The organism is Methylocapsa sp. D3K7 (genome assembly GCF_029855125.1).
Taxonomy (GTDB): Bacteria; Pseudomonadota; Alphaproteobacteria; order Rhizobiales; family Beijerinckiaceae; genus Methylocapsa.
In genome coordinates this window covers 517,440-539,717 of sequence record NZ_CP123229.1, presented here as the reverse complement: position 1 = coordinate 539,717, position 22,278 = coordinate 517,440, and the positions used below count along the sequence as shown (strand labels likewise).

Here is a 22,278-nt window from a genome sequence, read left to right as displayed (position 1 = left end):
CTCACGCCAAAATGATTTCCACCGGCACGTGATCGGAAGGTTTGTCCTCCGCCCGGCTCTCCTTCACGATCGCGACTTCTGACAGCTGGTCCGCTGCTTGCGGAGAGAGCAGCAGATGATCGATGCGGATGCCCTTGTTGCGTTGCCAGGCGCCCGCTTGATAGTCCCAAAATGTGTAGAGTCCCGCCGCGTCACTGGTCGCACGCAGCGCATCGGTCAGCCCCAGATTGAGAAGGCCACGGAAGCGCGCCCGCGTCTGCGGTAGGTAGAGCGCATCGTCCTCCCAGGCAGCGGGATCGGCGGCGTCGCGAGGCATCGGGATCACATTGTAGTCGCCGGCAAGAACAAGCGGCTCCTCGAGCGCCAGCAGATCTTTCGCATGCGCGATGAGCCGGTCCATGAAGGCGAGCTTGTAGCTGTATTTCTCCGTTTGCGGCGGATTGCCGTTCGGCAGATAGATCGAGGCGACGCGGACAACTCCCTCGCCGTTTGGGACGACTGCCTCGATATATCGCGCCTGCTCATCGTCCGGATCGCCCGGCAGCCCCCGCGCGACTTCGATCGGCGTCTTGGCGAGTAGGGCAACCCCGTTAAAGCCTTTTTGCCCATGCACGGCGGCATTGTAGCCTTCCGCTTCGATCTCCGCATAGGGGAACGCAGTGTCGATGCATTTCAGTTCTTGCAGGCAAAGAACATCGGGCTTCGCGGTGCGAAGATAGCGCACCAAATGTTCAGTTCGCTGGCGGACGGAATTGACGTTCCAGGTCGCGATTTTCATGGCCTGGCAAGAGCCCGGGACGATCGCGTCAAACGGTTGCCGGCCGGCTCTTGCATGAGACGCGGCAAGGCCCCATGGGGGAGAACGCCCTCCCGCATCAAGGCCCGGCGCAATGGGCCGATCGCCGAGAAAGCCAGCAAACCGGCGCCACGCAGAAAATCCACGGGAAAAAAATCGGTAAGCAAGGAGCGATTGAGAATATCGACGCCATTCGTACGTAGGAAGATGTCGCTCCGGCGGCTGCTCTCATAAGGTTTGAGGGTTTGCGCGGCCCCGATATCGTCGCCGGTTGCCCGTGCGTCCTCCAAAACTTCGACAAGCGCGGCGGCATCGCGCAGACTGAGGTTGAGCCCTTGCGCGGCAAGGGGTGGAAAAATATGCGCGGCTTCGCCGACAAGGGCGACGCGATGGCCGCAGAGTCGATTTGTGCTCATCCCTGCCATAGGGAAAAAGCCGCAGGGCCCATCGATCTCGATCTTGCCCAGAAGCGAATCGATTTGGTCTTCGATTTCTTGTTCGAGGGCAGATTGGGGGAGGGCGCGCCGCTGCTCCGCATCCGACGCGGACATGAGCCACACGAGGCTTGAGCGGTTTGGCTTGCCGCCGGCTGGGCGAAGCGGAACCAGGGTGCATGGACCCGAACGCGTGTGAAATTCCGTCGAGATATTCCGGTGCGGTTTGGCGTGCGCGAGCAGGGCTGTGAAGGCAATTTGCGGATAGGTCCAAGTGCGGGTGCCAATTCCCGCTTTTGTCCGGAGAAGGGATTTGCGGCCGTCGGCGGCGACGGCGAGCCTTGCCGAGATACGAGATCCATCGGCGAGGCTGGCGTGGACGGAGTCAGATTCGAAGTGAATATCGCCGATCATGCCTTCGCGCAGAAGCAGGTTCGGGGACGCCGAGGCGATGTCTGCAAGGCCTTCGATCAGGACATTGTTTTCGACATTCTCGCCAAAGGCGGCAAGGCCGATCTCGCTCGCCGCGAAGGTGAGCGAGGGCACCGGCAGCCGCGCATTGGTGGCATCCAGCATGGTGATTTTGGCAAGCGGCGCGGTCTTGCCGCGAAAATACGGCCAGACGCCGAGGGCTTTGTAAAACCGGAGCGAAGCCTCAAAAAGCGCGACGGTCCGGCCGTTGGGGCGGGTATCGACATGGCCAACGCAGACGGTGAAAAATCCCGCTTGCGCCAGGGCGAGCGCGGCAGAAAGACCGGCCGCACCAGCGCCAGCAACGAGAATGTCGGCTTGTGTTTCGGCAATAGGAACAGACATTGGCCACCTTTGCGAGCCTATTTAGACCAGCGCGGCGTCTTTGGCGAGTTGCGGATGTCTGGCACGCGGAAGAGTTGGACCTTTACGCGAAGACGGAGGGCCATTATATCGAGTCGCATGTGTCGTGACCACAAGAGACGAGGCAAGAGGGCAGCTCCCGCTTGGCGGGTGCTGGCGGGGCTGATTGCGGCTTTTACCCTCGCATTCGCTCTCCTGGATCCGGTTTTCGAGACCCCTGCGGGAGCCGCGCCTTGCGCGGACATGAACGGTATGCCGGTGCCGGCTGTTTCGGCCCAACGCAGCACAAACGAGCTATTAGCCCAAGCTCTCGCTTGCCACATGTATTTTGAGCACCATCAGCTGGTTCACGCCGAAAATACAATTGTCATCCTCCCCATCGACCCGGTTCCCGCAAGCTATTTGACGCGCATCAATATGTTTGCGTCGCAGGAACCATATCCTCCCCAAGAGCCGCCGCGCGCTTAATTCGATGTCATCACATGTGTGGTGACGTTCGCCGCTGGTGCGCTTGCAGACCCGCACGCGCGCACTCGCCTCATAAACGCGCGCCCCTCGTGCGGCGGGCACTGTGCACAAGCCGCGTTCGAAACACGGCGCAGACAGAAGTCTCATATGAAACGGATTTTCATCATCGTGACCCTTTTGGCCAGCGGTGCCGCGTTGGCTGGCGTGGCGACACAGGGGTTGCTAAGCGCGCGTGCTGTCTTCGCCTCAAAGACGATGGCGGCGGCAACACAAGCCGAGCTCGCGGCGCCGGAAAAAAAATCCACGCCCCCACAAGGCGTGACTGAGACCGGCAAAACGCCGGATGGCTTGATCGACATGGCGGCGGATCGGATCGCGGCACAGGAAATCGAGGTTGCCCCGGTCGAGGGAGGCGTTCTTGCGCGGCTGCTTAGCGTGCCGGGCACGGTCATCTTGGATGCGGATCTGGTTGCTCGCGTGCCCGCCAGGGTGGTCGGCACGGTCACCCAAATGCGCAAACGTTTGGGAGATTCCGTCACCCAAGGTGAGGTCGTGGCCGTTCTCGACAGCCGCGAGGTCGCCGATGCCAAAAGCGAATATCTGACGGCTTCGGTCGCCTTTGATCTGGATAAGACGATGTTCGAACGTTCGCAGGTTCTTTGGGCCAAGAGGATCTCCGCTGAACAGCAGTATCTTCAAGCACGCGCCAAGTTTCTGGAGACAGAGCTGAGACTCGATTTGGCCCGGCAGAAACTTTCCGCGCTCAACCTCGATCCAGCCGAAGTGGCGAAGGCGGCGAAGCAAGACAGCGCCGCGAAATCCGGTGTCTCAAGCCTTCGGGCCTATGAAATCCGGTCTCTGATCAGCGGCAGGGTGATCGAGCGCAAAGTGGATGTCGGCTCCTTGGTCGGGAGCCAGGGTGATCCGTCGGATCTCTATATGATTGCCGATCTCTCCAGGGTCTGGATCGAGTTGGCGGTGCCAACAGCAGATCTCCTTATGATCGAGGAAGGCCAGGCGGTCACCCTCACAAGCGGCGGGGACGGCGGCAAGCACGGTGATGGACGGATCATATTCATCAGCCCGCTTGTGCATCCCGATACGCGCTCGGCAAGGGTGATTTCCGAGATCGCCAACGCGGACTTCTTCTGGCGCCCTGGCGCTGTCGTGACAGCCGCGATTGCGATCAAGGAAGATCCCGTGGATGTCCGCGTTCCCCGCACGGCGCTCCAGACAATCGGCGGCGAGCAAGTGGTTTTTGTCCGGACATCAGGGGGGTTTCAAAAGCGAATCGTCACGATCGGCGGCTCGGACGCGCAAGCTGTCGAAATCACGTCCGGCCTCATTTCGGGCGAACAGATCGCGGTCAAAAACACATTCCTGCTCAAGGCCGAACTTGGCAAGGGCGACGCTGGGGCAGGCGATTAGATCGGAAACTTCAATGATTGCGCGCGTTTTATCCTTTTCCGTTCATCAGCGCTGGCTTGTCGTACTGCTCACCCTTGCAGCCGCCGCCTTTGGCGCCTGGTCGATGACCAGACTGCCGATCGACGCGGTCCCCGATATCACCAACAACCAGGTGCAAATCAACACGATTGCGCCAGCGCTCTCGCCCATTGATATTGAAAAGCAAGTCACCTATCCACTCGAGACCGCGCTCGCCGGAATCCCTGGGCTCGAATATACGCGGTCCTTTTCGCGCAACGGCTTTTCGCAGATAACCGCCGTCTTCGACGACAAGACCGATATTTATTTCGCGCGCCAGCAGGTCAATGAGCGGTTGACCGAGGCCAAGGTGAATCTGCCGCCGGGCGCCGAGCCGCGCATGGGACCCGTCTCCACCGGGCTTGGCGAGATTTACATGTGGACCGTCCACTATAAGCCGCCGGACAAGAATGCGCTGGGAAAGGATGGCAAACCCGGGTCGCAAAGCGATGGGAGCTACATTACACCAGAAGGCGAGCACCTTACTCCTGGTCTCGAACGCACGGCCTATCTTCGTACCGTGCAGACTTGGATCATTCGTCCGCAGCTCAAAATGGTCCCAGGGGTTGCCGGTGTCGACACCATCGGCGGATTCCAGAAGGAATACCACGTCCAGCCGGACCCGGCGAAGCTCATCGGGCTTGACCTCTCCTTCGGCGATCTCGCCACGGCGATCGAGAGCAACAATGTGAACCGCGGCGCCGGCTACCTCGAGGACAATGGCGAATCCTTTGTCGTGCGGTCCAGCGGGCGCTTGGAAAGCATTCGGGACATTGGCAATGTCGTCGTTGCGACCCGGGGCGGCGTGCCCGTGCGGGTGAAGGATGTCGCGGAGGTGAAGCTCGGACGGGAGCTGCGGACTGGCAGCGCCAGCGAGAATGGCGAGGAGGCCGTCGTCGGTACGGCGTTGATGCTGATCGGTGGCAACAGCCGCAGCGTATCGGCGATGGTCGATGCCAAAATGAAGGAGATCAGCCGCTCGCTTCCGCCCGACGTCGAGGTCGAGACGGTTTTGAACCGTACGCTCCTTGTGGACGCGACCGTGAAGACGGTTGCGACAAATCTCGCCGAGGGCGCGTTCCTCGTCATCCTCGTTCTATTCTTGCTGCTTGGAAACTTCCGGGCCGCGTTCATCACGGCTTTGGTGATCCCGATCGCGATGCTGCTCACCATGGCGGGAATGGTCCAAGGCAAGATCAGCGCGAATCTCATGAGTCTCGGCGCCCTCGATTTTGGTCTCATTGTCGATGGCGCCGTCATCATCACAGAGAACAGCCTCAGACGCTTGGCTGGCCGTCAGCACGCGTCTCGACGCCCGCTCACTCAAGCAGAGCGTCTGAGCACTGTGATCGAGTCGGCGCAGGAGATGATCAAGCCTACCGTCTACGGCCAAGCCATCATTATTTTGGTTTATGTGCCGCTCCTGACTTTCACAGGCATCGAAGGAAAGATGTTCGAACCGATGGCACTGACGGTCATTATCGCGCTTGCCTCTGCGTTCGTCCTCTCGTTGACCTTCGTGCCCGCGATGATCGCCATCGCGATCACAGGCTGTATTCAGGAAAAGGAGAATGTTTTCGTTCGCGGGCTTAAGGCGCTCTACGCGCCCGCGCTGCGCCGCGCCATTGATGCTCCGGCTGCCTTCATCGCTGGCGCCGTGGTGTTGCTCATTTTTGCGGGACTGCTCTTTACCCGGCTTGGCCAGGAGTTCATTCCGACGCTCGATGAGAAAAATATCGCCATGAATGCCTTGCGTATTCCGAGCACGTCGCTTTCCCAATCGCAAGCCATGCAGCTCATGATCGAGAAGACTGTCCGCCGGTTTCCACAAGTCGCAGTCGTCTTCTCAAAAACGGGAACGGCCGAAGTGGCGACGGATCCGATGCCTCCCAACACTTCGGACACATTCATCATGTTTAAGCCGAGGAACGAGTGGCCTGACCCGCACCTGACCAAGGCGGAGCTACAGCAGCAGTTAGAGGAGGCTCTGGGAGGTTTGGCCGGCAATGCCTATGAATTCTCCCAGCCGATTCAGTGGCGTTTCAACGAATTGATCGCGGGGGTGCGCGGCGACATTGCCATCAAGGTCTTCGGCGAGGAGTTCGAGCCGATGTTGCGGGTTGCAAACCAAATCGCCTCCCTCTTGCGTGGCGCCCAGGGTGCCGAGGATGTCAAGGTCGAGCAAGTGGAAGGCCTTCCGTTCCTGGAGATCAAGATCGACAAGGCGGAGATCGCCCGTCTCGGTCTTAGCCTATCCGCTGTCCAAGATGTTATCGGCGCGGCGATCGGCGGGCGCGAAGCCGGTGTCGTCTTTGAAGGAGACCGGCGTTTCCCCATTATCGTCCGTCTCAATGACCAGCTGCGCGAGAATATGGAAGCGTTGAAGAACCTGCCAGTGCCATTGCCACCTTCGACTCAAAACGGGCGGGAGACCGCGATCTTGCTCAAGCAAGTCGCACGCTTTGTGATGTCGGAGGGGCCAAATCAGATCTCGCGCGAAAATGGCAAGCGGCGCGTCGTCGTCACGGCGAATGTGCGAGGCCGCGACATTGCCTCGCTAGTGGCCGAGGTGCAAGGAAAAGTCGCGCAAAAGATTCAACTACCAGCCGGATATTGGGTGACTTGGGGCGGCCAGTTCGAGAATCTCGCCGCCGCACGGCAGCGTCTGATGATCGTGGTGCCAGGCTGCTTCTTCTTGATCTACCTGCTGCTCTATACCGCTCTTGGCAGCCCGCGCGACGGACTCCTCGTGTTCAGCGCCGTTCCCCTGGCCCTGACCGGCGGCGTTGTTGCATTGTGGCTGCGCGGCATGCCGTTTTCCGTTTCGGCGGCGGTCGGGTTTATCGCGCTCTCTGGCGTGGCGGTGTTGAACGGTCTCGTGATGCTGAGCTACATCAAGCAGCTGATCGGGGAGGGGATGCCCTTCCTTTCCGCGATTTATCAAGGCGCTATCACCCGGTTGCGGCCAGTTGCGATGACGGCTCTCGTCGCCTCGCTCGGTTTTGTGCCAATGGCCTTGGCAACCGGCACCGGTGCCGAGGTACAAAAACCTATCGCGACGGTCGTGATTGGCGGCTTGATCAGTGCGACGCTCCTCACATTGCTCGTCTTACCAGCCCTTTATGCGCGCTTCGGCCATCATAAATCCACAGCCAAGGCAATCGGGCGTTCAAAGGAGGAAGCTTGCCGTGGCGCAGCCTATGAATAACGCGTCTAAAGCAGCCGTGAGCACAACCATTGACCCTGACGTTGCCGAAATTGAAATGGAGTGTAAAGGTCGCCGATGGGCGGGCAGAACCGGCAACAGCTCGTAGCGAGCGGGTCGGTGAGCGTTCGAAGCTGCAAGCATTTGAGATTGCAATGGTTTGAGGCTGCTAGCATTTGAGGATGAATGAGCGAGTTTAATTTATCATTTGCGCCGCTGTTGCCCTTGCCGCTTCTCGCCGGACTGGCGGTGATCGCCTTGGGCCTTGTTGGTTTGGGCTTTTACACACGCAGACGCGGGACATTTCTCCGGGCGCTTGGCCTCGCCCTGCTTTTGTTGTCGATGACCGGCCCATCCTTGGTCCATGAAGACCGCAACCCGCTGAAGGAAGTGGTTGCCGTTGTTGTCGATAAAAGCGGGAGTCAGACGATTGGCGAACGCCCTGCGCAGACAGAAAAGGCGCGCGCCGCACTCGAAAAAAACCTCAACGCGCTCGGCAATGTTGAGGTGCGTGTGATCGAGAGCAGCCGCGAGGAGAGCGAAACGGAGGGGACACGGCTCTTCGCCGCGCTGAACGCCGGGCTTGCCGATGTTCCCTTGGACCGGCTGGGCGGTGTTTTCATGATCACCGACGGCGTCGTCGACGATATTCCACGCATCGCCAACGCGCTCGGCTTCAAGGCGCCACTGCATGCACTGGTCACCGGCCATGAAGGTGAACGCGACCGGCGCATCGAGCTTTTGGAGGCGCCGCGCTTCGGCATTGTCGGGAAGGATCAAACGATCGAGTTGCGGGTAAGCGATACGGCGAACGGTAGCGACCCCGTCGCGCTCAAGATTCGCCGCGACGGGAACCCAATCGCCACGCTCGACGCTACACCCGGCGAACGGATTCGCGTGCCGGTGCGAATCGAACATGGCGGCCAAAATATCATCGAGATCGAGGTCGAAGCGTTACCCGATGAGTTAACCGCGATCAATAATAAGGTGGTCCTGTCGATCGACGGCGTCCGCGACAAATTGAAGGTTCTGCTTGTCTCCGGGGAGCCGCACGCGGGCGAACGCATGTGGCGCAATCTTTTGAAGTCGGACGCCAATGTCGATCTTGTGCATTTCACGATTTTGCGGCCGCCCGAAAAGCAGGACGGAACGCCGATCAACGAATTGTCGCTGATCGCCTTTCCGACAAGCGATCTCTTCGGCCGGAAGATCAAGGAATTCGACCTGATCGTCTTTGACCGCTATTCGAATCAAAGCGTGCTGCCGCTGATTTATTTCGATAATATCGTCCGCTATGTGCGCGAAGGCGGCGCCCTCCTGTTGGCGGCGGGGCCTGATTTCGCCAAGCCGGAAGGGCTTTATTTCTCCCCCCTGGGGCGGATCGCCCCCGCGCGCCCGGACGGAACCCTGACCGAACACGCGTTCCGCGCCGCGATCAGCGGCGATGGCGTCAAACATCCGGTGACGCGCGGCCTGCCGGGAGCCAATCAGGATCCGCCCGCGTGGAGCGAATGGTTCCGCCAGGTCAACGCCGAGGTCACGCATGGGTCCAGTATTTTATCGGGGGCGGCTGGAAAGCCACTGTTGGTTCTTTCGCGCGAGGGCAAGGGGCGGGTTGCGCTTCTGCTCACGGATCAGATGTGGCTCTGGGCACGCGGATTCGAAGGCGGGGGACCGCACCTTGATCTTCTGCGCAAGCTCGCTCACTGGCTGATGAAGGAACCCGAATTGGAAGAGGAGGCTTTGCGTGCCAATGTGCGTGGGCATGTCATCGACATCGAGCGGCAAAGCCTGAAGCCAGAGACGCCGCCGGTGGTTGTCACCTCCCCCTCGGGCGCCGAAGAGAGCGTGAATTTAACGCCGGGAGAGCCCGGCATTTCCCGGGCAAGCGTGAATGCCGCGGAACTCGGCCTCTACCGGCTCAGCGACGGAACCTTATCGGTCCTCGCCAATGTCGGCCCGGAAAATCCACGCGAATTCCAGGAAGTCGTCTCGACCCCGGACAAACTCAAACCTCTGGCGGAGGCGACGGGAGGCACCGTGCGCCGAATCGGCAACGCGGAGAATAGCGACGTCGAGTTGCCGCGTCTCGCCGCGATCGGCGACAGCCCCATTTATGGCGGTGCCGGCTATGCCGCGATCAAGCGCATCGGAGCGAGCGAAGTAAAGGGAGTCAGCGCCATGCCGCTGGCGATCGGATTTTTGGGCCTCGCCGCGCTGCTGGGGAGCATTATCTCGGCTTGGGTGTTCGAGGGGCGAGGGGGAGCCCGCAAAAATAACTGACGCATCGTTCGGATTTCGGCGGTCAATCGACATGGTTTGAAGCCGCAAATATTGTCTTAGCGCGCCGCTCCCTGCCGCGACACCCGCCACACCTTGCCCTTGACCCCATCGAAGGCACCTTCGACGAGTTCGCAATAAAGCAGCCTATCGGGATCGACGGGTCCGGCGAAAACGAGTCTGCCCGGCGGCACCGGAAAAAAACCCATCTTGCCGTAATAGGACATGTCACCGACGAGCAGGACCAGCTGGTGCCCTGCCGTCCGCGCTGCTTGAAGCGATTTCATCACCAGCTCTTCACCAATGCCGCCCGAGCGAAATGGCGGATCGACTGTCAGAGGTCCGAGCAGCAGCGCTGGGCACTCACCGCAAAAAATGGGCGTCATCCGGTTGGCGCCGACCATCAAGGAGCCGACCCTTGCAACGAAGGACAGGCTGTAGTCCGGCGCGACCCCTTCGCGCAGCCGGTAGGCGGAGCGGGCGAAGCGTCCCGGCCCAAAGGCACGTTCGTCCAGTTTTTCGATCGCCGCGAGATCGGCGGGCGTTTGTGGGCTGAGGGTGAGGGAAACATCCGCCATCGGCTTGCCATTGATAGGCGCGGGAGTCGCGCGCTGCTAAAATTTGGTCAATCAATCAATGCTCACGGGCATGATCATCAGGTCCGTGTCGCGCGGCTTAAGGCCATATTGTGTGATCATGCAGTGGACCTGGCCGCGGTGGTGGGTTTGATGATTGAACATATGGGAGACCAAAATCCAATTCGGACGTGTGATCTCCGCTTGCGCGGCCCCTGAATACCAGGTCAGCTCACCGTCAAGCCACTCTTCGGCGAGCCCTTCTGCCCATTGCAGGATCACCTCATCGAGAGATTCACGATCTTGTTTGAGATCCAGCCAGTTCGATATGCGCACGACCGAGGCCTTGATATCCTCGGACGGTTTTGCCGTGCCAGCGAAACGATGCATCCAAATGCGATCCGCCCACAGCAAGTGATTGAGCGTGGCGTGGATGGAACCGAAGAAGGCGCCCAGCTCGCTTTTGCGGTCCTCGTCGGAAAGTTCATCCCCGCACGCGTACAGGTTGGCGTTTTGCCAGCGATTGTATTTGGCCATCTGTTTTACGAATTGCTTGTCGATCATGTGTAGCGGCTTCCGGAGATTCCATCACGGTTGGGTTTAAGAGCTCTGCGCATGGAAGCTCGAAGAGATCAGGTGGAAAGAGACGGCGGCATCATTCCGGACGGCTCGCAACCATGATGTAATTCACATCCATGTCGTGTGAGAGCTGCCATTTGCCGGTTAAGGGATCAAACGCAACTCCCGTCTCGTTCTTGATGTGCAAGCCGCTTGCCCGCAACTCCTTGGCGAGTTCCTGCGGGGTGATGAATTGGCGCCATTTATGGGTTCCTCGCGGCACCCATCCCAACAGATATTCGGCTCCAACAATCGCAAGCGCGAAGCTCTTGAGGGTCCGGTTGAGCGTAGCGGCGACAAGCAGTCCGCCAGGCCGCACCATCGCGCCCGCCTGGCGCAGGAAGTTCCCCACATCGCTCACATGCTCAATGACTTCCATCGCCAGCACGACGTCGAAGATGGCGCCCTCGGAGACCAGGTCCTCCGCACTCGCGCAGCGGTAATCGATACCAAGACCAGCCTTGGCGGCATGGTGCCGCGCGGCCTCGATGTTGCGAACGGCCGGGTCGATCGCGGTCATGCTGGCACCGAGCCGCGCCAGGGGTTCGGACAAAATACCGGCCCCGCAGCCGATATCGAGAATGGTCAAGCCTTGGAGCGCCTGGGCGGAACGCCAGTCGCGTGGCGCGTCCGCGGCCGGGAAGTGGCGGCCGAGCACCTCGCGGAGGCAGGCGATGCGGACCGGGTTGAATTTGTGCAGCGCCTGCATGGGACCGTCCTTGTCCCACCATTGCGCGGCGAGCCGGTCGAAGCGGGCAACGTCCTCCGGGTCGATCGTCGTGTCGCTGCGGCTTTTTTCCTGGCTAAGCATGGTTGAATACCCATTGACTTCGTGTTCCGGCATTTGCATGTTCGCCGGGCAGCCCCGCGCGGGCTCCGTTGATTTCCTTAACGAAAATCAGATGCCGGAAGGGAGGCGTTTGCGACCGGATGTCCCGTCTTGTGATGAAATTTGGCGGCACATCGGTCGCGAACATAGAACGCATTCGCAATGTTGCAAGGCACATCGCGCGGGAGCGCCTGTCTGGCCATGACATCGCCGTCGTTGTCTCCGCGATGGCCGGGGCGACCAATCAGCTTGTCGGGTGGTGCGAGGACGCCGCAAAACTTTACGACCGGCGGGAATATGACGCCGTGGTTGCCTCGGGCGAGCAGGTGACGGCCGGTCTCCTTGCCATCGTTCTGCAGGAACAGGGAATTCCGGCGCGTTCGTGGCAGGGTTGGCAAATCCCGGTCCTGACATCGAACGATCATGGCTCGGGACGCATACAACATATTGGTGCTACAGCGATTCTCGATGGTTTTGCGGCGCGGGGTGAGGTGGCGGTCATCACCGGCTTTCAAGGCCTTCATAAGGAAAGCGGCCGTATTGTCACGCTTGGGCGCGGCGGGTCGGATACAAGCGCGGTGGCCGTGGCGGCGGCGCTTGGAGCGGACCGCTGCGACATTTATACCGATGTTGATGGAGTCTATACGACAGATCCTAGAATTGTCGCGAAAGCCAGGCGGCTCGATCGCATCGCCTTCGAGGAGATGCTGGAAATGGCCTCGCTCGGGGCCAAGGTTCTCCATGTGCGGTCGGTGGAGCTTGCCATGGCGCATAGGGTCAAGACATTTGTCCGGTCATCTTTCGACGACCCGGCCCAAAGCAATCAGGGGACATTGATTTGTGACGAGGAGGATATAGTGGAGAGCCATGTGGTCACCGGGATCGCTTTCTCGCGGGACGAGGCACAGCTTACATTGCGCCGTGTCGCGGACAGTCCCGGCGTCGCGGCCGCCATTTTCATGCCGCTCGCCGAAGCCAATATCAACGTGGACATGATCATTCAGGTGGCGTCGGAAGAATCAGGTGTGACCGATCTTACCTTTACGGTATCCGCGGCCGACTTCGAGCGGGCGCAAACGATCTTGTTTCAGGAGCAGAAACGTATCGGCTTTACGAGCTTGCACGGGGCAAGCGACGTCGTAAAAGTGTCGGCGATTGGTGTCGGCATGCGCAGTCATGCAGGCGTCGCGGCGCGGGCGTTTAAGGCGCTGGCTGAAAAAGGGATCAATATCCGGGCGATCACGACGTCAGAGATTAAATTTTCGGTTTTGATCGAGGCCGCTTATACCGAATTGGCCGTAAGAACTTTGCACAGCCTTTATGGGCTGGACAAAGCTTGAGCCAAAGCGCGACACGCCTCGCCAAAAATTTCTGAGCTGTGGTCTGGAGTTTGCAGGTAGCCCCGGAAGACAATTAGGCCCAGACTTCGTGGAGTTCTGTGTCTGGTTGGGTGGTCCACCCCTGAGGCGCGGAGTGACTGCGGATTGCTTTTTGTGTGGGGGGCTGGAACCTTGAAATCGGCAGAGCGGCCGCCGGTTAACGGCCTAGCCCTGGCTGAGCGGGTGTGCCAGCGGGGATGGTAATCTGAAATCGGAGCAGGAAACGTCCATGTTTGGCACGCTCGGCGGTCCCCGTCTGCTGCTGCGCCGCCTTCGCGAGGTCATGGCCGAGCCGGTCAGCCCGCAGGCGCGGCTCGACAAGATCGTCGTGCATATAGCCGCGAACATGGTCGCGGAGGTTTGCTCGGTCTATGTGCTGCGCGCCGACGGACGCCTCGAACTTTATGCCACCGAGGGGTTGAATCGCGAAGCCGTCCACTTGACCACATTGCGCACCGGTGAAGGACTGGTCGGCTTGATCGCCGAGACCGCCGAGCCGCTCGCGCTTGCCGACGCGCAATTGCATCCCTCGTTTATGTACCGGCCGGAAACGGGCGAGGAAATCTATTCCTCGTTCCTTGGCGTGCCGATTCTGCGTGGCGGCAACACACTCGGCGTGCTGGTGGTTCAAAACAAGGCGCGCCGCGCCTATCCCGAGGAAGAAATCGAGGCGCTGCAGACAACGGCCATGCTGCTGGCCGAGATGATCGCGTCGGGCGAGTTGCAATCGCTGGCGCCGCCGGGGCGCGACATCGCGTTGCGCCGGCCGCTCGCCCTCAAGGGGACCCCGATTGCCGAGGGCGTCGGGCTTGGCCATGTCGTCTTGCATGAGCCGCGTATCATCGTCAAACAACTCGTCGCCGAAGACGTCAAGAAGGAAATTGAACGGCTCGATACGGCGATTGGTGCCATGCGCCGATCGCTCGATCTCCTCATCGACCGCGGCAACATGGGTCCAGGAGAGCATCGTGATGTGCTGGAAACTTTCAGGCTCTTCGCGCATGACCGGGGCTGGTTGCGGCGGTTGCGCGAAGCGGTGGCGACCGGACTGACGGCGGAAGCGGCGGTCGAACGCGTGCAAAACGACACGCGCGCCAAATTGCAGCGGCAAACCGAGCCCTACATACGCGAGCGGTTGCATGATCTCGACGACCTCGCCAACCGTTTGCTGCATCAGCTCACGGGTCAGGGATTTGTCGGAACACATGACGAGATGCCTTATAACTCGGTCATTGTCGCGCGCTCCATGGGGCCCGCCGCCCTCCTCGAATATGACCGCGCAAAACTTCGCGGATTGGTTCTCGAGGAATCCGGCGCGTTGAGCCATGTCGCGATCGTCGCTCGCGCGCTCGGCATTGCCGCTGTTGGAGATGTTGCCAATATCGTCGATTTGGTCGAGCCAGGTGATGCTTTGATCGTCGATGGGCTTTCGGGCGACGTTCATTTGCGGCCATCGCCGGATGTCGAGCATTCCTATGCCGAAAAGGCGCGGCTGCGCGCCCGTAAGCAAGCGCAGTATCATAAATTGCGCGACGTGCCCACCGTCACCAAGGACGGCGTCGCGATCGATCTGCATATGAATGCTGGCATGGTCGTCGATCTCCAGCATGTCGCCGAGACGGGGGCGGTGTCGGTCGGGCTGTTCCGGACGGAGATCCAGTTTATGCTCGCCTCGCGCTTGCCAAAGATGAGCGAGCAGGAAGCCCTTTACCGGACAGCTCTCGATTCGGTTGACGGGAAATCCATTACCTTCCGGACCCTGGATATTGGTTCCGACAAGATCCTGCCGTATATGGCGAAAGTCGAGGAGGAAAATCCGGCGCTTGGCTGGCGAGCCATCCGCATTGGTCTCGACCGGCCCGGTCTTTTGCGTTCGCAATTGCGCGGCTTATTGCGGGCAAGCTCGGGACGCGAGATGCGAATCATGTTTCCCATGATTGCAACGTTAGAAGAATTTGAAACCGCGAAAGCCTTTGTCGAGGGTGAGCTCGCACATTTGCGCTTGCATGGCCGGGCGGCGCCCTCGAGCCTCAAGCTCGGGATTATGATCGAAGTGCCTTCCATGCTCTGGCAGCTTGAGGAGGCCTGCAAGCAGGTTGATTTTCTTTCGGTCGGCTCGAATGACCTCATCCAATATCTTTATGCTGCGGATCGCGACAACAAGCGGGTCGCGACGCGGTTCGATCCGCTGTCGGCGCCAGTCCTGCACGCCTTGAAGCTGATCGCCGACACAGCACGCGCATCCGCGACACCTTTGACGTTGTGTGGCGAAATGGGAGGCAAGCCGCTGGAAGCCATGGTGCTGCTCGCCTTGGGCTATCGCGGCCTGTCGATGTCGGCGGCGTCAATCGGTCCCGTGAAGGCAATGGTCCTCGCAACCCGTTTGCGTGAGGCGGAGAGTTTTGTCTTGAACCTCATCAACGAGGCGAAGGGGGGGCATTCGTTACGGGACAAATTTCGGAAGTTTGCGAAATCGAAGGGCATTCCAGTCTAAAGATCACGTGTAGCGTACCAAACCGTGGCCCTTGGCACGCGAAATCCATGCGATTTCCTCCATCTAACGTGTCCATACCGGGCGTAAATTAACCATTCGCTTACCAGGATCGGCCAAAGTTACGGCATGGTCATTTACCGACGCGTGCGCGCCACTTTCTATCCGTTGTTGCTGTATTGCGTCTCTGGCGCGATCGGCGGCTATTTCGTCTGGCATGCGGTGAATGGCGAGCGCGGTCTTAAAACCAAGGGCGAATACGAACAAAAGATTGCGACTCTGCGCAGTGATTTGGACGATCTCAAATTAGAGCATGCCTCGTGGGATCACCGGATATCCTTGCTGTCCGGCCGTGAGATTGACCGCGATCTTCTCGACGAGGAAACACGGTCTCTGCTCGGCCGGGTCAACCGTAACGATCTCGTCGTATTTTTTCCGCGAGCGCAAAAATAGTCCGCTTGAGGGCGCAGTCCCGCGCGGCACGAGATGGTTGCGTCCGGAGGGAACGCGATTCAAAGCTAAGCTGGGAACTATCGGCTCATCGGGAGACTTTAAGCAAACGACGCTCTGGTCTCCCGGAATGATAGATGCGCCAGGAACATTCGCTTGATGCCGTGAATTTTTTCCTTGCGGATGTGCGCCAGGGCCTAGGACCCTATCTTGCGATCTATCTTTTGACTGAACGGCGTTGGGCGGAAGATCAGATCGGCTTCGTGATGACCATTGCCGCCGTCTCTAGCTTGATCGTGCAGGCTCCGGCCGGGGCTTTGATTGATCTGAGCCATGCCAAAAGGGGGATCATGGTCGTTGCTGCCTTGGTCGTGACGGGTGCCTCAATCCTCCTGCCTTTCATGTCTTCCTTTGTCTTTGTCGCAGGATCGCAAGCTGCAGCTGTCGCGGCGGAAAGTTTTTTTGGACCGGCGGTTGCCGCGATCACCTTGGGACTCATGGGACCGCGTGCGTTCACCCAACGCATTGGTCGCAATGAGTCTTTTAATCATGCTGGCAACGCGTTCGCAGCGGCGCTCGCGGGGATTTGCGCTTGGAAGGGAGGGCCTGTCGTCGTCTTCTATATTCTTGCTGGCATGGCGTTGCTTTCGATCGTGAGCATTCTCACCATTAGAGCGGACGCCATTGACTATGATCGCGCCCGTGGCCTCCATGATGGCCCTTCCGCGTCGCGAGATAAGCCCTCTGGTCTCAGTGTGCTCTTGAGTAACCGAGGCCTTATGATTTTCTGCGTCTGCTGCGTGATTTTTCATCTCGCCAATGCCGCGATGCTGCCGTTGGTCGGCCAGAAGCTGGCTCTGCAGGACAAGAATCAAGGCACCGCTCTGATGTCGGGCTGTATCGTCGCGGCGCAGGTTGTCATGGTCCCGATGGCCATGCTGGTTGGTCATAAGGCCGATGTTTGGGGCCGAAAGCCTCTGTTTCTCGCCGGATTCGCTATTTTGTCCCTGCGCGGTTTTCTCTACCCCTTGTCGGATAATCGCTTTTGGCTGTTCGCGGTGCAAAGTCTCGATGGCGCAGGCGCCGGACTTTATGGCGCGCTGTTTCCCCTCATCGTTGCGGATTTGACGCGCGGCACCGGCCATTTCAATCTGGCCCAGGGCGGTGTGATCACGGCGCAAGGCATCGGCGCGGCGCTTAGCACATCATTGGCAGGACTCGTCGTCGTTCATGCGGGTTTTTCTGCCGCATTTCTTGTTTTGGCTTGCATAGCGGCTTCAGGATTTCTGCTTTATTTCTTTGCCATGCCGGAGACGCAAGGGACAGACTCTACCGTGCCCAGCGTGATCGCAGAATGAGCGAAAGCCCAATGAGCTCTGCTTCGCTCGCGGCCGACGCAACTATCGCTGTCTTCGTTTTGACATATGCGGGCGTGGCCTTTGGCCGAGCCCCCGGTTTGCGCATCGACCGCGCCGGCATAGCGCTCGTCGGCGCCAGTTTGATGATCGCGCTGAGGACCCTTAGTCTCGATGAAGCGCTTAAAGCCATTGATCTCGATGCCATTGCGCTTTTGCTCGGCATGATGATCATTGTGAGTCAGTTGCGCGTCTCCGGCTTTTTTGAACTCGCGAGCCGTTTCGCTTTGCGCCGCGCCCCTTCGGCGCCGGTTCTTTTGATCGTTATCGTCATTGTTACGGGTGTATTCTCGGCCTTCCTTGTCAATGACGCCATCTGCCTTGTGATGGCGCCTCTTGTCATCGACGTCACCCGCGCCTTGCGCCGCAATCCGGTGCCTTATCTTTTGGCGGTTGCCATGGCCTCGAACGCCGGCAGCGCCGCGACCTTTACCGGCAATCCGCAAAATATGATTATCGGCGTCTCATCACATCTTCCTTATGCAGAATTCGCAGCCAAGCTCGCCCCGGCGGCGGTGTTTGCCCTTGCATTGACGGGGGGCCTCATTCTCCTTTGTTATCATAAGGAATTCTCGGCCTCTCTTGGCTCAAGCACGAAAACGCTACGCCCGCGCCAGCATTCAAAGCAGCTTGCCAAGGGAGTGCTGGTGACTTTCGGGGTTATCGCTGGTTTTTTTGCCGGAGCTCCCATCGCCGAAACAGCTCTGATCGGCGGCTCGCTGCTGCTTCTGTCGCGTTCCGTCAATCCGCGGAAACTTTATGCAGGAATAGACGGTAGTCTTTTGTTGATGTTTGCCGGGCTTTTCATCGTCGTGGCGGGTGCCGAAAAAGTGCTTCTGACGGCAAATGTTATGGCCATGGTTTACCGCCTTCATCTCGAAAACACTTGGATTTTGTCCGGTGTGACGGCTTTGCTCTCCAATCTCGTTAGCAATGTGCCGGCTGTCTTGATCCTGAAACCATTCATTGTAACCTTATCTGATCCCGGCCGGGCTTGGCGTCTTGTGGCGATGAGTTCGACATTTGCCGGAAACCTCACGCTGATCGGCTCCGTCGCCAATCTGATTGTCGCGGAACGCGCAAAGAAGGAGGGGGTGACAATCTCTTTTTTCGCCTATTTGCGGATTGGGCTGCCGTTGACGATTGGGAGCCTCGCTTTTGGCACATGGTGGCTTGCGTGAAATCCAAAACGTCTTTGCTTCCCAGTCCTGACGAGCGGCAACGCGCCCTTACTCAAATCCGTAACCTAAAAATGGCCCGATCCGCGCATGCTTATGTGCGAGGAAACACGGCCAAATTTTATGAGTGGCTCGATTCGCGGGTACCGGGGTCGTTGCCCGAAGGGCCCCCTTTATGGATTTGCGGCGATTGCCATACGGGTAACCTTGGCCCAGTGGCCAATACCTCGGGCCAGGTTGAGATTCAGATACGAGACCTTGATCAATCTGTCATCGGAAATCCAGCACATGATCTCATTCGTTTGGGTTTGTCCTTCGCATCCGCGGCGCGAAGTTCCGACCTGCCAGGTGTGGCCACCGCCAAAATGCTGGAACAAATCATCGAGGGCTATGAAAGCGCTTTTGATGACAACTCTAAATCAGAAGAAGACAGCGCAACTAGGCCAGAATCGGTGCGGCTCGTTTTGCGGCGTGCCGTGCGCCGGTCCTGGCGTCATCTTGCCAAGGAATGCATAGGGGACGCCAGCCCCGACATTCCGCTCGGAAAACAGTTTTGGCCCATTTCGGAGAAGGAACAGACTGCTCTTAAAATTCTTTTCGCAAGCAAAGCAATGCAGCGCCTCGCGACGCTGCTGCGTTCTCGGGAAAGCGACGCGCCAGTTGATCTTCTCGATGCAGCTTACTGGGTTAAGGGTTGCAGCTCGCTCGGACGGCTTCGCTATGCGGTGTTGCTTGGCGTTGGAGAGAGCAACCCCAAAAATGCTGACTTTTGTTTAATGGATGTCAAGGAAGCGGTTGCCGCCGCGGCACCGCACTACCAGAATGTCAGTATGCCGCAGGATAACGCCGACCGCGTCGTCGAAGGTGCGCGCCACCTCGCGCCATTTCTTGGAGACAGAATGCAAGCCGAGCGATTCTTAAACAAATCGGTTGTTGTACGGGAGCTGCTGCCACAAGATCTTAAGATAGAGCTCGCAACCCTCACTCATGACGAAGCGCTAAAGACAGCTCGCTTTCTGGCAAAAATCGTTGGATGTGCCCATGCGCGCCAGATGGACCAAGCAGGGCACAAGAGTTGGCAGGCAGATTTACTGAAGAACAGATCGAAATCACTTGATGCACCGTCCTGGCTGTGGCGAAGTACGGTCGATCTGCTTGTTAGCCACGAGGGAGCTTATCTCGAACATTGCCGCAAATATGCCCTAGACAGTTTATGATGGCATCATATTGAGTGTATTCGCCGCCTTGGCTGATCCTGAGGGCTCGCTTTCCTCCTGGTTGCGCGCTATTTTAAGGTCAATGGTCTCCGCCAACTCAAAAGGGTTTTGCATGGCCGCCGCATCGACCGCCGCTCGCGGCAAATCCGCGCCAGGAAACCCGCAAAAAGCGACAGCGCAGGATATCTCCTTTAGCAAGGAAGAGGAGCTGACCGCCTATCGCAATATGTTGCTCATCCGGCGCTTCGAGGAAAAAGCTGGACAAATGTACGGCATGGGCCTGATTGGCGGCTTTTGCCATCTCTACATCGGCCAGGAAGCTGTCGTCACAGGTGTCCGGATGGCGGCAGTGGACGGCGATCAGACCATCACGAGCTACCGCGATCATGGGCATATGCTCGCGTGCGGCATGGACCCCAAATCCGTTCTGGCGGAACTGACGGGGCGCAAAAGTGGCGCCTCGAAGGGCAAGGGCGGCTCCATGCATATGTTTTCGAAGGCAAAAAATTTTTATGGCGGCCATGGCATCGTGGGCGCGCAAGTGCCGATTGGGAGCGGACTTGCGTTCGCCAATCTGTATCGCGGCAATGGCAATGTTTGCTTTACTTATTTTGGCGACGGCGCGGCAAATCAGGGCCAAGTCTATGAGAGTTTCAACATGGCGGAACTTTGGAAACTGCCTGTTGTCTATGTTATTGAAAACAACCGCTACGCGATGGGTACATCGGTCAGCCGGTCATCGGCGCTGACGGATTTTTCCAAACGCGGGCAATCCTTTAACATTCCGGGCGAGCAGGTCGATGGCATGGATGTGCGCGCGGTGAAAGCCGCCGCGATTCGTGCCGCCGAATGGTGCCGGGCCGGCAATGGGCCGATAATCCTCGAAATGCAGACCTATCGGTATCGCGGCCACTCGATGTCAGATCCGGCCAAATACCGCTCAAAGGACGAAGTCCAAAAGATGCGCTCCGAACACGATCCGATCGAACAAGTCCGGGCACGTCTCTTGGAGAGTCAACAGGCGAGCGAAGACGATTTGAAAAAGATCGACGCCGAGGTTCGTGCCGTCATCGCGGAGGCTGCCGATTTTGCCACGCATGAGCCGGAACCGGACCCTGCTGAGTTGTGGACGGATGTCCTCGTTTAGTTTTTGAATGCAGGACTTTGAACTGGGCGAGATAAGGACTTTAGATGGCGACGAATATTCTCATGCCCGCGCTTTCGCCGACCATGGAACAAGGCAAGCTCGCGAAATGGCTGAAGAAAGAAGGCGACGCGGTGCGCTCGGGCGATGTCCTCGCGGAGATCGAGACCGACAAGGCGACGATGGAAGTCGAGGCAATCGATGATGGCACGCTCGCCAAGATTCTGGTGCCGGACGGAACCGACAATGTTGCGGTCAATACGCCCATCGCGGTGATTGCCGGGGAGGGGGAGGATGCCGGAGCGGTGCGAGGCCAGGCGGTGTCGCCATCGGGCGCTTCCGGCGACAAGAAGCCCGTCGCGCCGAACGGGGGTGATACGGAACCCGCCGCTACGGGCAATGACTCAGGGACAGCGCCAAAGCCAGCGAGCTCTGACATCGCTGCGCCTCGCGACTCCACAAAAGAGACCGTGCCCGAAATTCCCGAGGGCACAGCCATGGTCATGCAGACCGTGCGCGAAGCCTTGCGCGATGCGATGGCCGAAGAAATGCGTCGCGATGACCGTGTTTTTATTATTGGCGAAGAAGTGGCGGAGTACGAAGGCGCTTACAAAATCACGCAAGGTTTGTTGCATGAGTTTGGCGCCAGACGGGTCGTCGATACGCCAATCACGGAGCATGGCTTTGCCGGACTGGGCATCGGTGCCGCGATGGCGGGTCTGCGCCCCATTGTCGAATTCATGACATTCAACTTCGCGATGCAGGCGATGGACCAGATCATCAATTCCGCCGCCAAGACCCGGTATATGTCCGGCAGCCAAATGGATTGCCCAATCGTGTTCCGGGGTCCCAATGGCGCCGCCGCGCGGGTGGCCGCGCAACATAGCCAGGATTATGCCGCGTGGTTTTCACATATCCCAGGGCTGAAAGTCGTCATGCCCTTTACTGCGGCCGACGCCAAGGGCCTTTTGAAGAGCGCGATCCGCGACCCGAACCCGGTCGTTTTTCTGGAAAACGAAATCCTTTATGGGCACAAATTCGAGGTGCCGCAGTTCGACGATTTTTTGGTTCCGATTGGCAAGGCGCGGATCGCCCGCGCGGGCAAGGATGTCACGCTCGTTTCCTTCGGCATTGGGATGATGCACGCCTTGAAGGCGGCGGAGGTACTGGCGGGCGAGGGTATCGAGGCCGAATTGATTGATCTTCGCACGATCCGGCCGATGGACACCGGAACAATTGTCCAATCGGTCAAGAAAACCGGCCGCTGCGTCACCGTTGAGGAAGGCTGGCCGCAAAGCGGGGTCGGCGCCGAGATCATGGCGAAAATCATGGAAGAGGCTTTCGATTATCTCGATGCGCCGGTGATACGGATCACCGGCAAGGATGTCCCTTTGCCCTATGCGGCGAATCTCGAAAAGCTCGCCCTGCTGAATGCGGAAGAGATTGTCGCGGCGGCGAAAGCAGTGCTGTATCGTTGAGC

General features: G+C 59.0%; 16 protein-coding genes. 11 read left to right on the top strand and 5 right to left on the bottom strand.

What is annotated here, in order from left to right; genetic code table 11:
* Position 1 precedes the first annotated feature (1 nt).
* Together xth and QEV83_RS02400 are read right to left on the bottom strand one after the other, a co-directional pair.
* Entirely contained in the window at positions 2–778 is a 777-nt protein-coding gene (gene xth, locus QEV83_RS02405; RefSeq protein WP_280129699.1) for an exodeoxyribonuclease III, read from the bottom strand.
* Positions 775–2,046, bottom strand: a complete 1,272-nt coding sequence (locus QEV83_RS02400; protein ID WP_280129698.1) for an FAD-dependent monooxygenase — start codon at positions 2,044–2,046, stop codon at positions 775–777. Before QEV83_RS02400 ends, xth begins: the two co-directional genes overlap by 4 nt.
* A 633-nt stretch (positions 2,047–2,679) precedes the next feature.
* On the opposite strand from QEV83_RS02400, the gene QEV83_RS02395 reads away from it, so the two are divergent.
* From QEV83_RS02395 to QEV83_RS02385, 3 genes are all read left to right on the top strand, one after another.
* On the top strand, positions 2,680–3,960 hold the full coding sequence (locus QEV83_RS02395) for an efflux RND transporter periplasmic adaptor subunit (protein WP_280129697.1): 1,281 nt from the start codon (positions 2,680–2,682) through the stop codon (positions 3,958–3,960).
* 13 nt (positions 3,961–3,973) lie between these two features.
* Positions 3,974–7,225 carry a CusA/CzcA family heavy metal efflux RND transporter gene (locus QEV83_RS02390; protein ID WP_280129696.1) on the top strand — a complete coding sequence of 1,084 codons (3,252 nt, stop codon included), beginning with the start codon at positions 3,974–3,976 and terminating at the stop codon, positions 7,223–7,225.
* Positions 7,226–7,408: 183 nt separating this feature from the next.
* Positions 7,409–9,505, top strand: coding sequence for a hypothetical protein (locus tag QEV83_RS02385; protein ID WP_280129695.1), 2,097 nt, complete (start codon positions 7,409–7,411; stop codon positions 9,503–9,505).
* Between the two features lie 56 nt (positions 9,506–9,561).
* Here QEV83_RS02385 and QEV83_RS02380 read toward each other — a convergent pair whose 3' ends face one another.
* The 3 genes from QEV83_RS02380 to ubiG all read right to left on the bottom strand — a co-directional run bounded on the left by QEV83_RS02380 (position 9,562) and on the right by ubiG (position 11,506).
* A complete protein-coding gene (locus QEV83_RS02380; RefSeq protein ID WP_280129694.1) occupies positions 9,562–10,080 on the bottom strand; it encodes an N-acetyltransferase in 519 nt (172 codons plus the stop codon).
* A gap of 51 nt (positions 10,081–10,131) precedes the next feature.
* The gene (locus tag QEV83_RS02375) at positions 10,132–10,641 is read right to left on the bottom strand and encodes a DinB family protein (protein ID WP_280129693.1); all 510 of its coding nucleotides are present in this window, start codon (positions 10,639–10,641) and stop codon (positions 10,132–10,134) included.
* A gap of 91 nt (positions 10,642–10,732) precedes the next feature.
* The gene (gene ubiG, locus QEV83_RS02370; protein WP_280130948.1) at positions 10,733–11,506 is read right to left on the bottom strand and encodes a bifunctional 2-polyprenyl-6-hydroxyphenol methylase/3-demethylubiquinol 3-O-methyltransferase UbiG; all 774 of its coding nucleotides are present in this window, start codon (positions 11,504–11,506) and stop codon (positions 10,733–10,735) included.
* 119 nt (positions 11,507–11,625) lie between these two features.
* Between ubiG and QEV83_RS02365 the strand changes: the two genes are divergently transcribed.
* The 8 genes from QEV83_RS02365 (at position 11,626) to QEV83_RS02330 (ending at position 22,276) form a co-directional block, all read left to right on the top strand.
* Entirely contained in the window at positions 11,626–12,864 is a 1,239-nt protein-coding gene (locus tag QEV83_RS02365) for an aspartate kinase (RefSeq protein ID WP_280129692.1), read from the top strand.
* A 268-nt stretch (positions 12,865–13,132) separates the two neighbouring features.
* Positions 13,133–15,397 (top strand): phosphoenolpyruvate--protein phosphotransferase, encoded by a 2,265-nt coding sequence (gene ptsP, locus QEV83_RS02360; protein WP_280129691.1) that lies wholly within the window; start codon positions 13,133–13,135, stop codon positions 15,395–15,397.
* 126 nt (positions 15,398–15,523) lie between these two features.
* Complete coding sequence (locus tag QEV83_RS02355; protein ID WP_280129690.1) at positions 15,524–15,847, top strand: septum formation initiator family protein; 324 nt, start codon at positions 15,524–15,526, stop codon at positions 15,845–15,847.
* Between the two features lie 134 nt (positions 15,848–15,981).
* Positions 15,982–17,202 (top strand): MFS transporter, encoded by a 1,221-nt coding sequence (locus QEV83_RS02350; protein ID WP_280129689.1) that lies wholly within the window; start codon positions 15,982–15,984, stop codon positions 17,200–17,202.
* Between the two features lie 11 nt (positions 17,203–17,213).
* Positions 17,214–18,440 carry an anion transporter gene (locus QEV83_RS02345; RefSeq protein ID WP_280129688.1) on the top strand — a complete coding sequence of 409 codons (1,227 nt, stop codon included), beginning with the start codon at positions 17,214–17,216 and terminating at the stop codon, positions 18,438–18,440.
* The gene (locus QEV83_RS02340) at positions 18,425–19,654 is read left to right on the top strand and encodes a DUF2252 family protein (RefSeq protein ID WP_280129687.1); all 1,230 of its coding nucleotides are present in this window, start codon (positions 18,425–18,427) and stop codon (positions 19,652–19,654) included. Before QEV83_RS02345 ends, QEV83_RS02340 begins: the two co-directional genes overlap by 16 nt.
* Before the next feature lie 112 nt (positions 19,655–19,766).
* Positions 19,767–20,801 carry a pyruvate dehydrogenase (acetyl-transferring) E1 component subunit alpha gene (gene pdhA / locus QEV83_RS02335; protein ID WP_280129686.1) on the top strand — a complete coding sequence of 345 codons (1,035 nt, stop codon included), beginning with the start codon at positions 19,767–19,769 and terminating at the stop codon, positions 20,799–20,801.
* A gap of 44 nt (positions 20,802–20,845) precedes the next feature.
* The gene (locus tag QEV83_RS02330) at positions 20,846–22,276 is read left to right on the top strand and encodes a pyruvate dehydrogenase complex E1 component subunit beta (RefSeq protein WP_280129685.1); all 1,431 of its coding nucleotides are present in this window, start codon (positions 20,846–20,848) and stop codon (positions 22,274–22,276) included.
* The last annotated feature ends 2 nt before the right edge of the window (positions 22,277–22,278 follow it).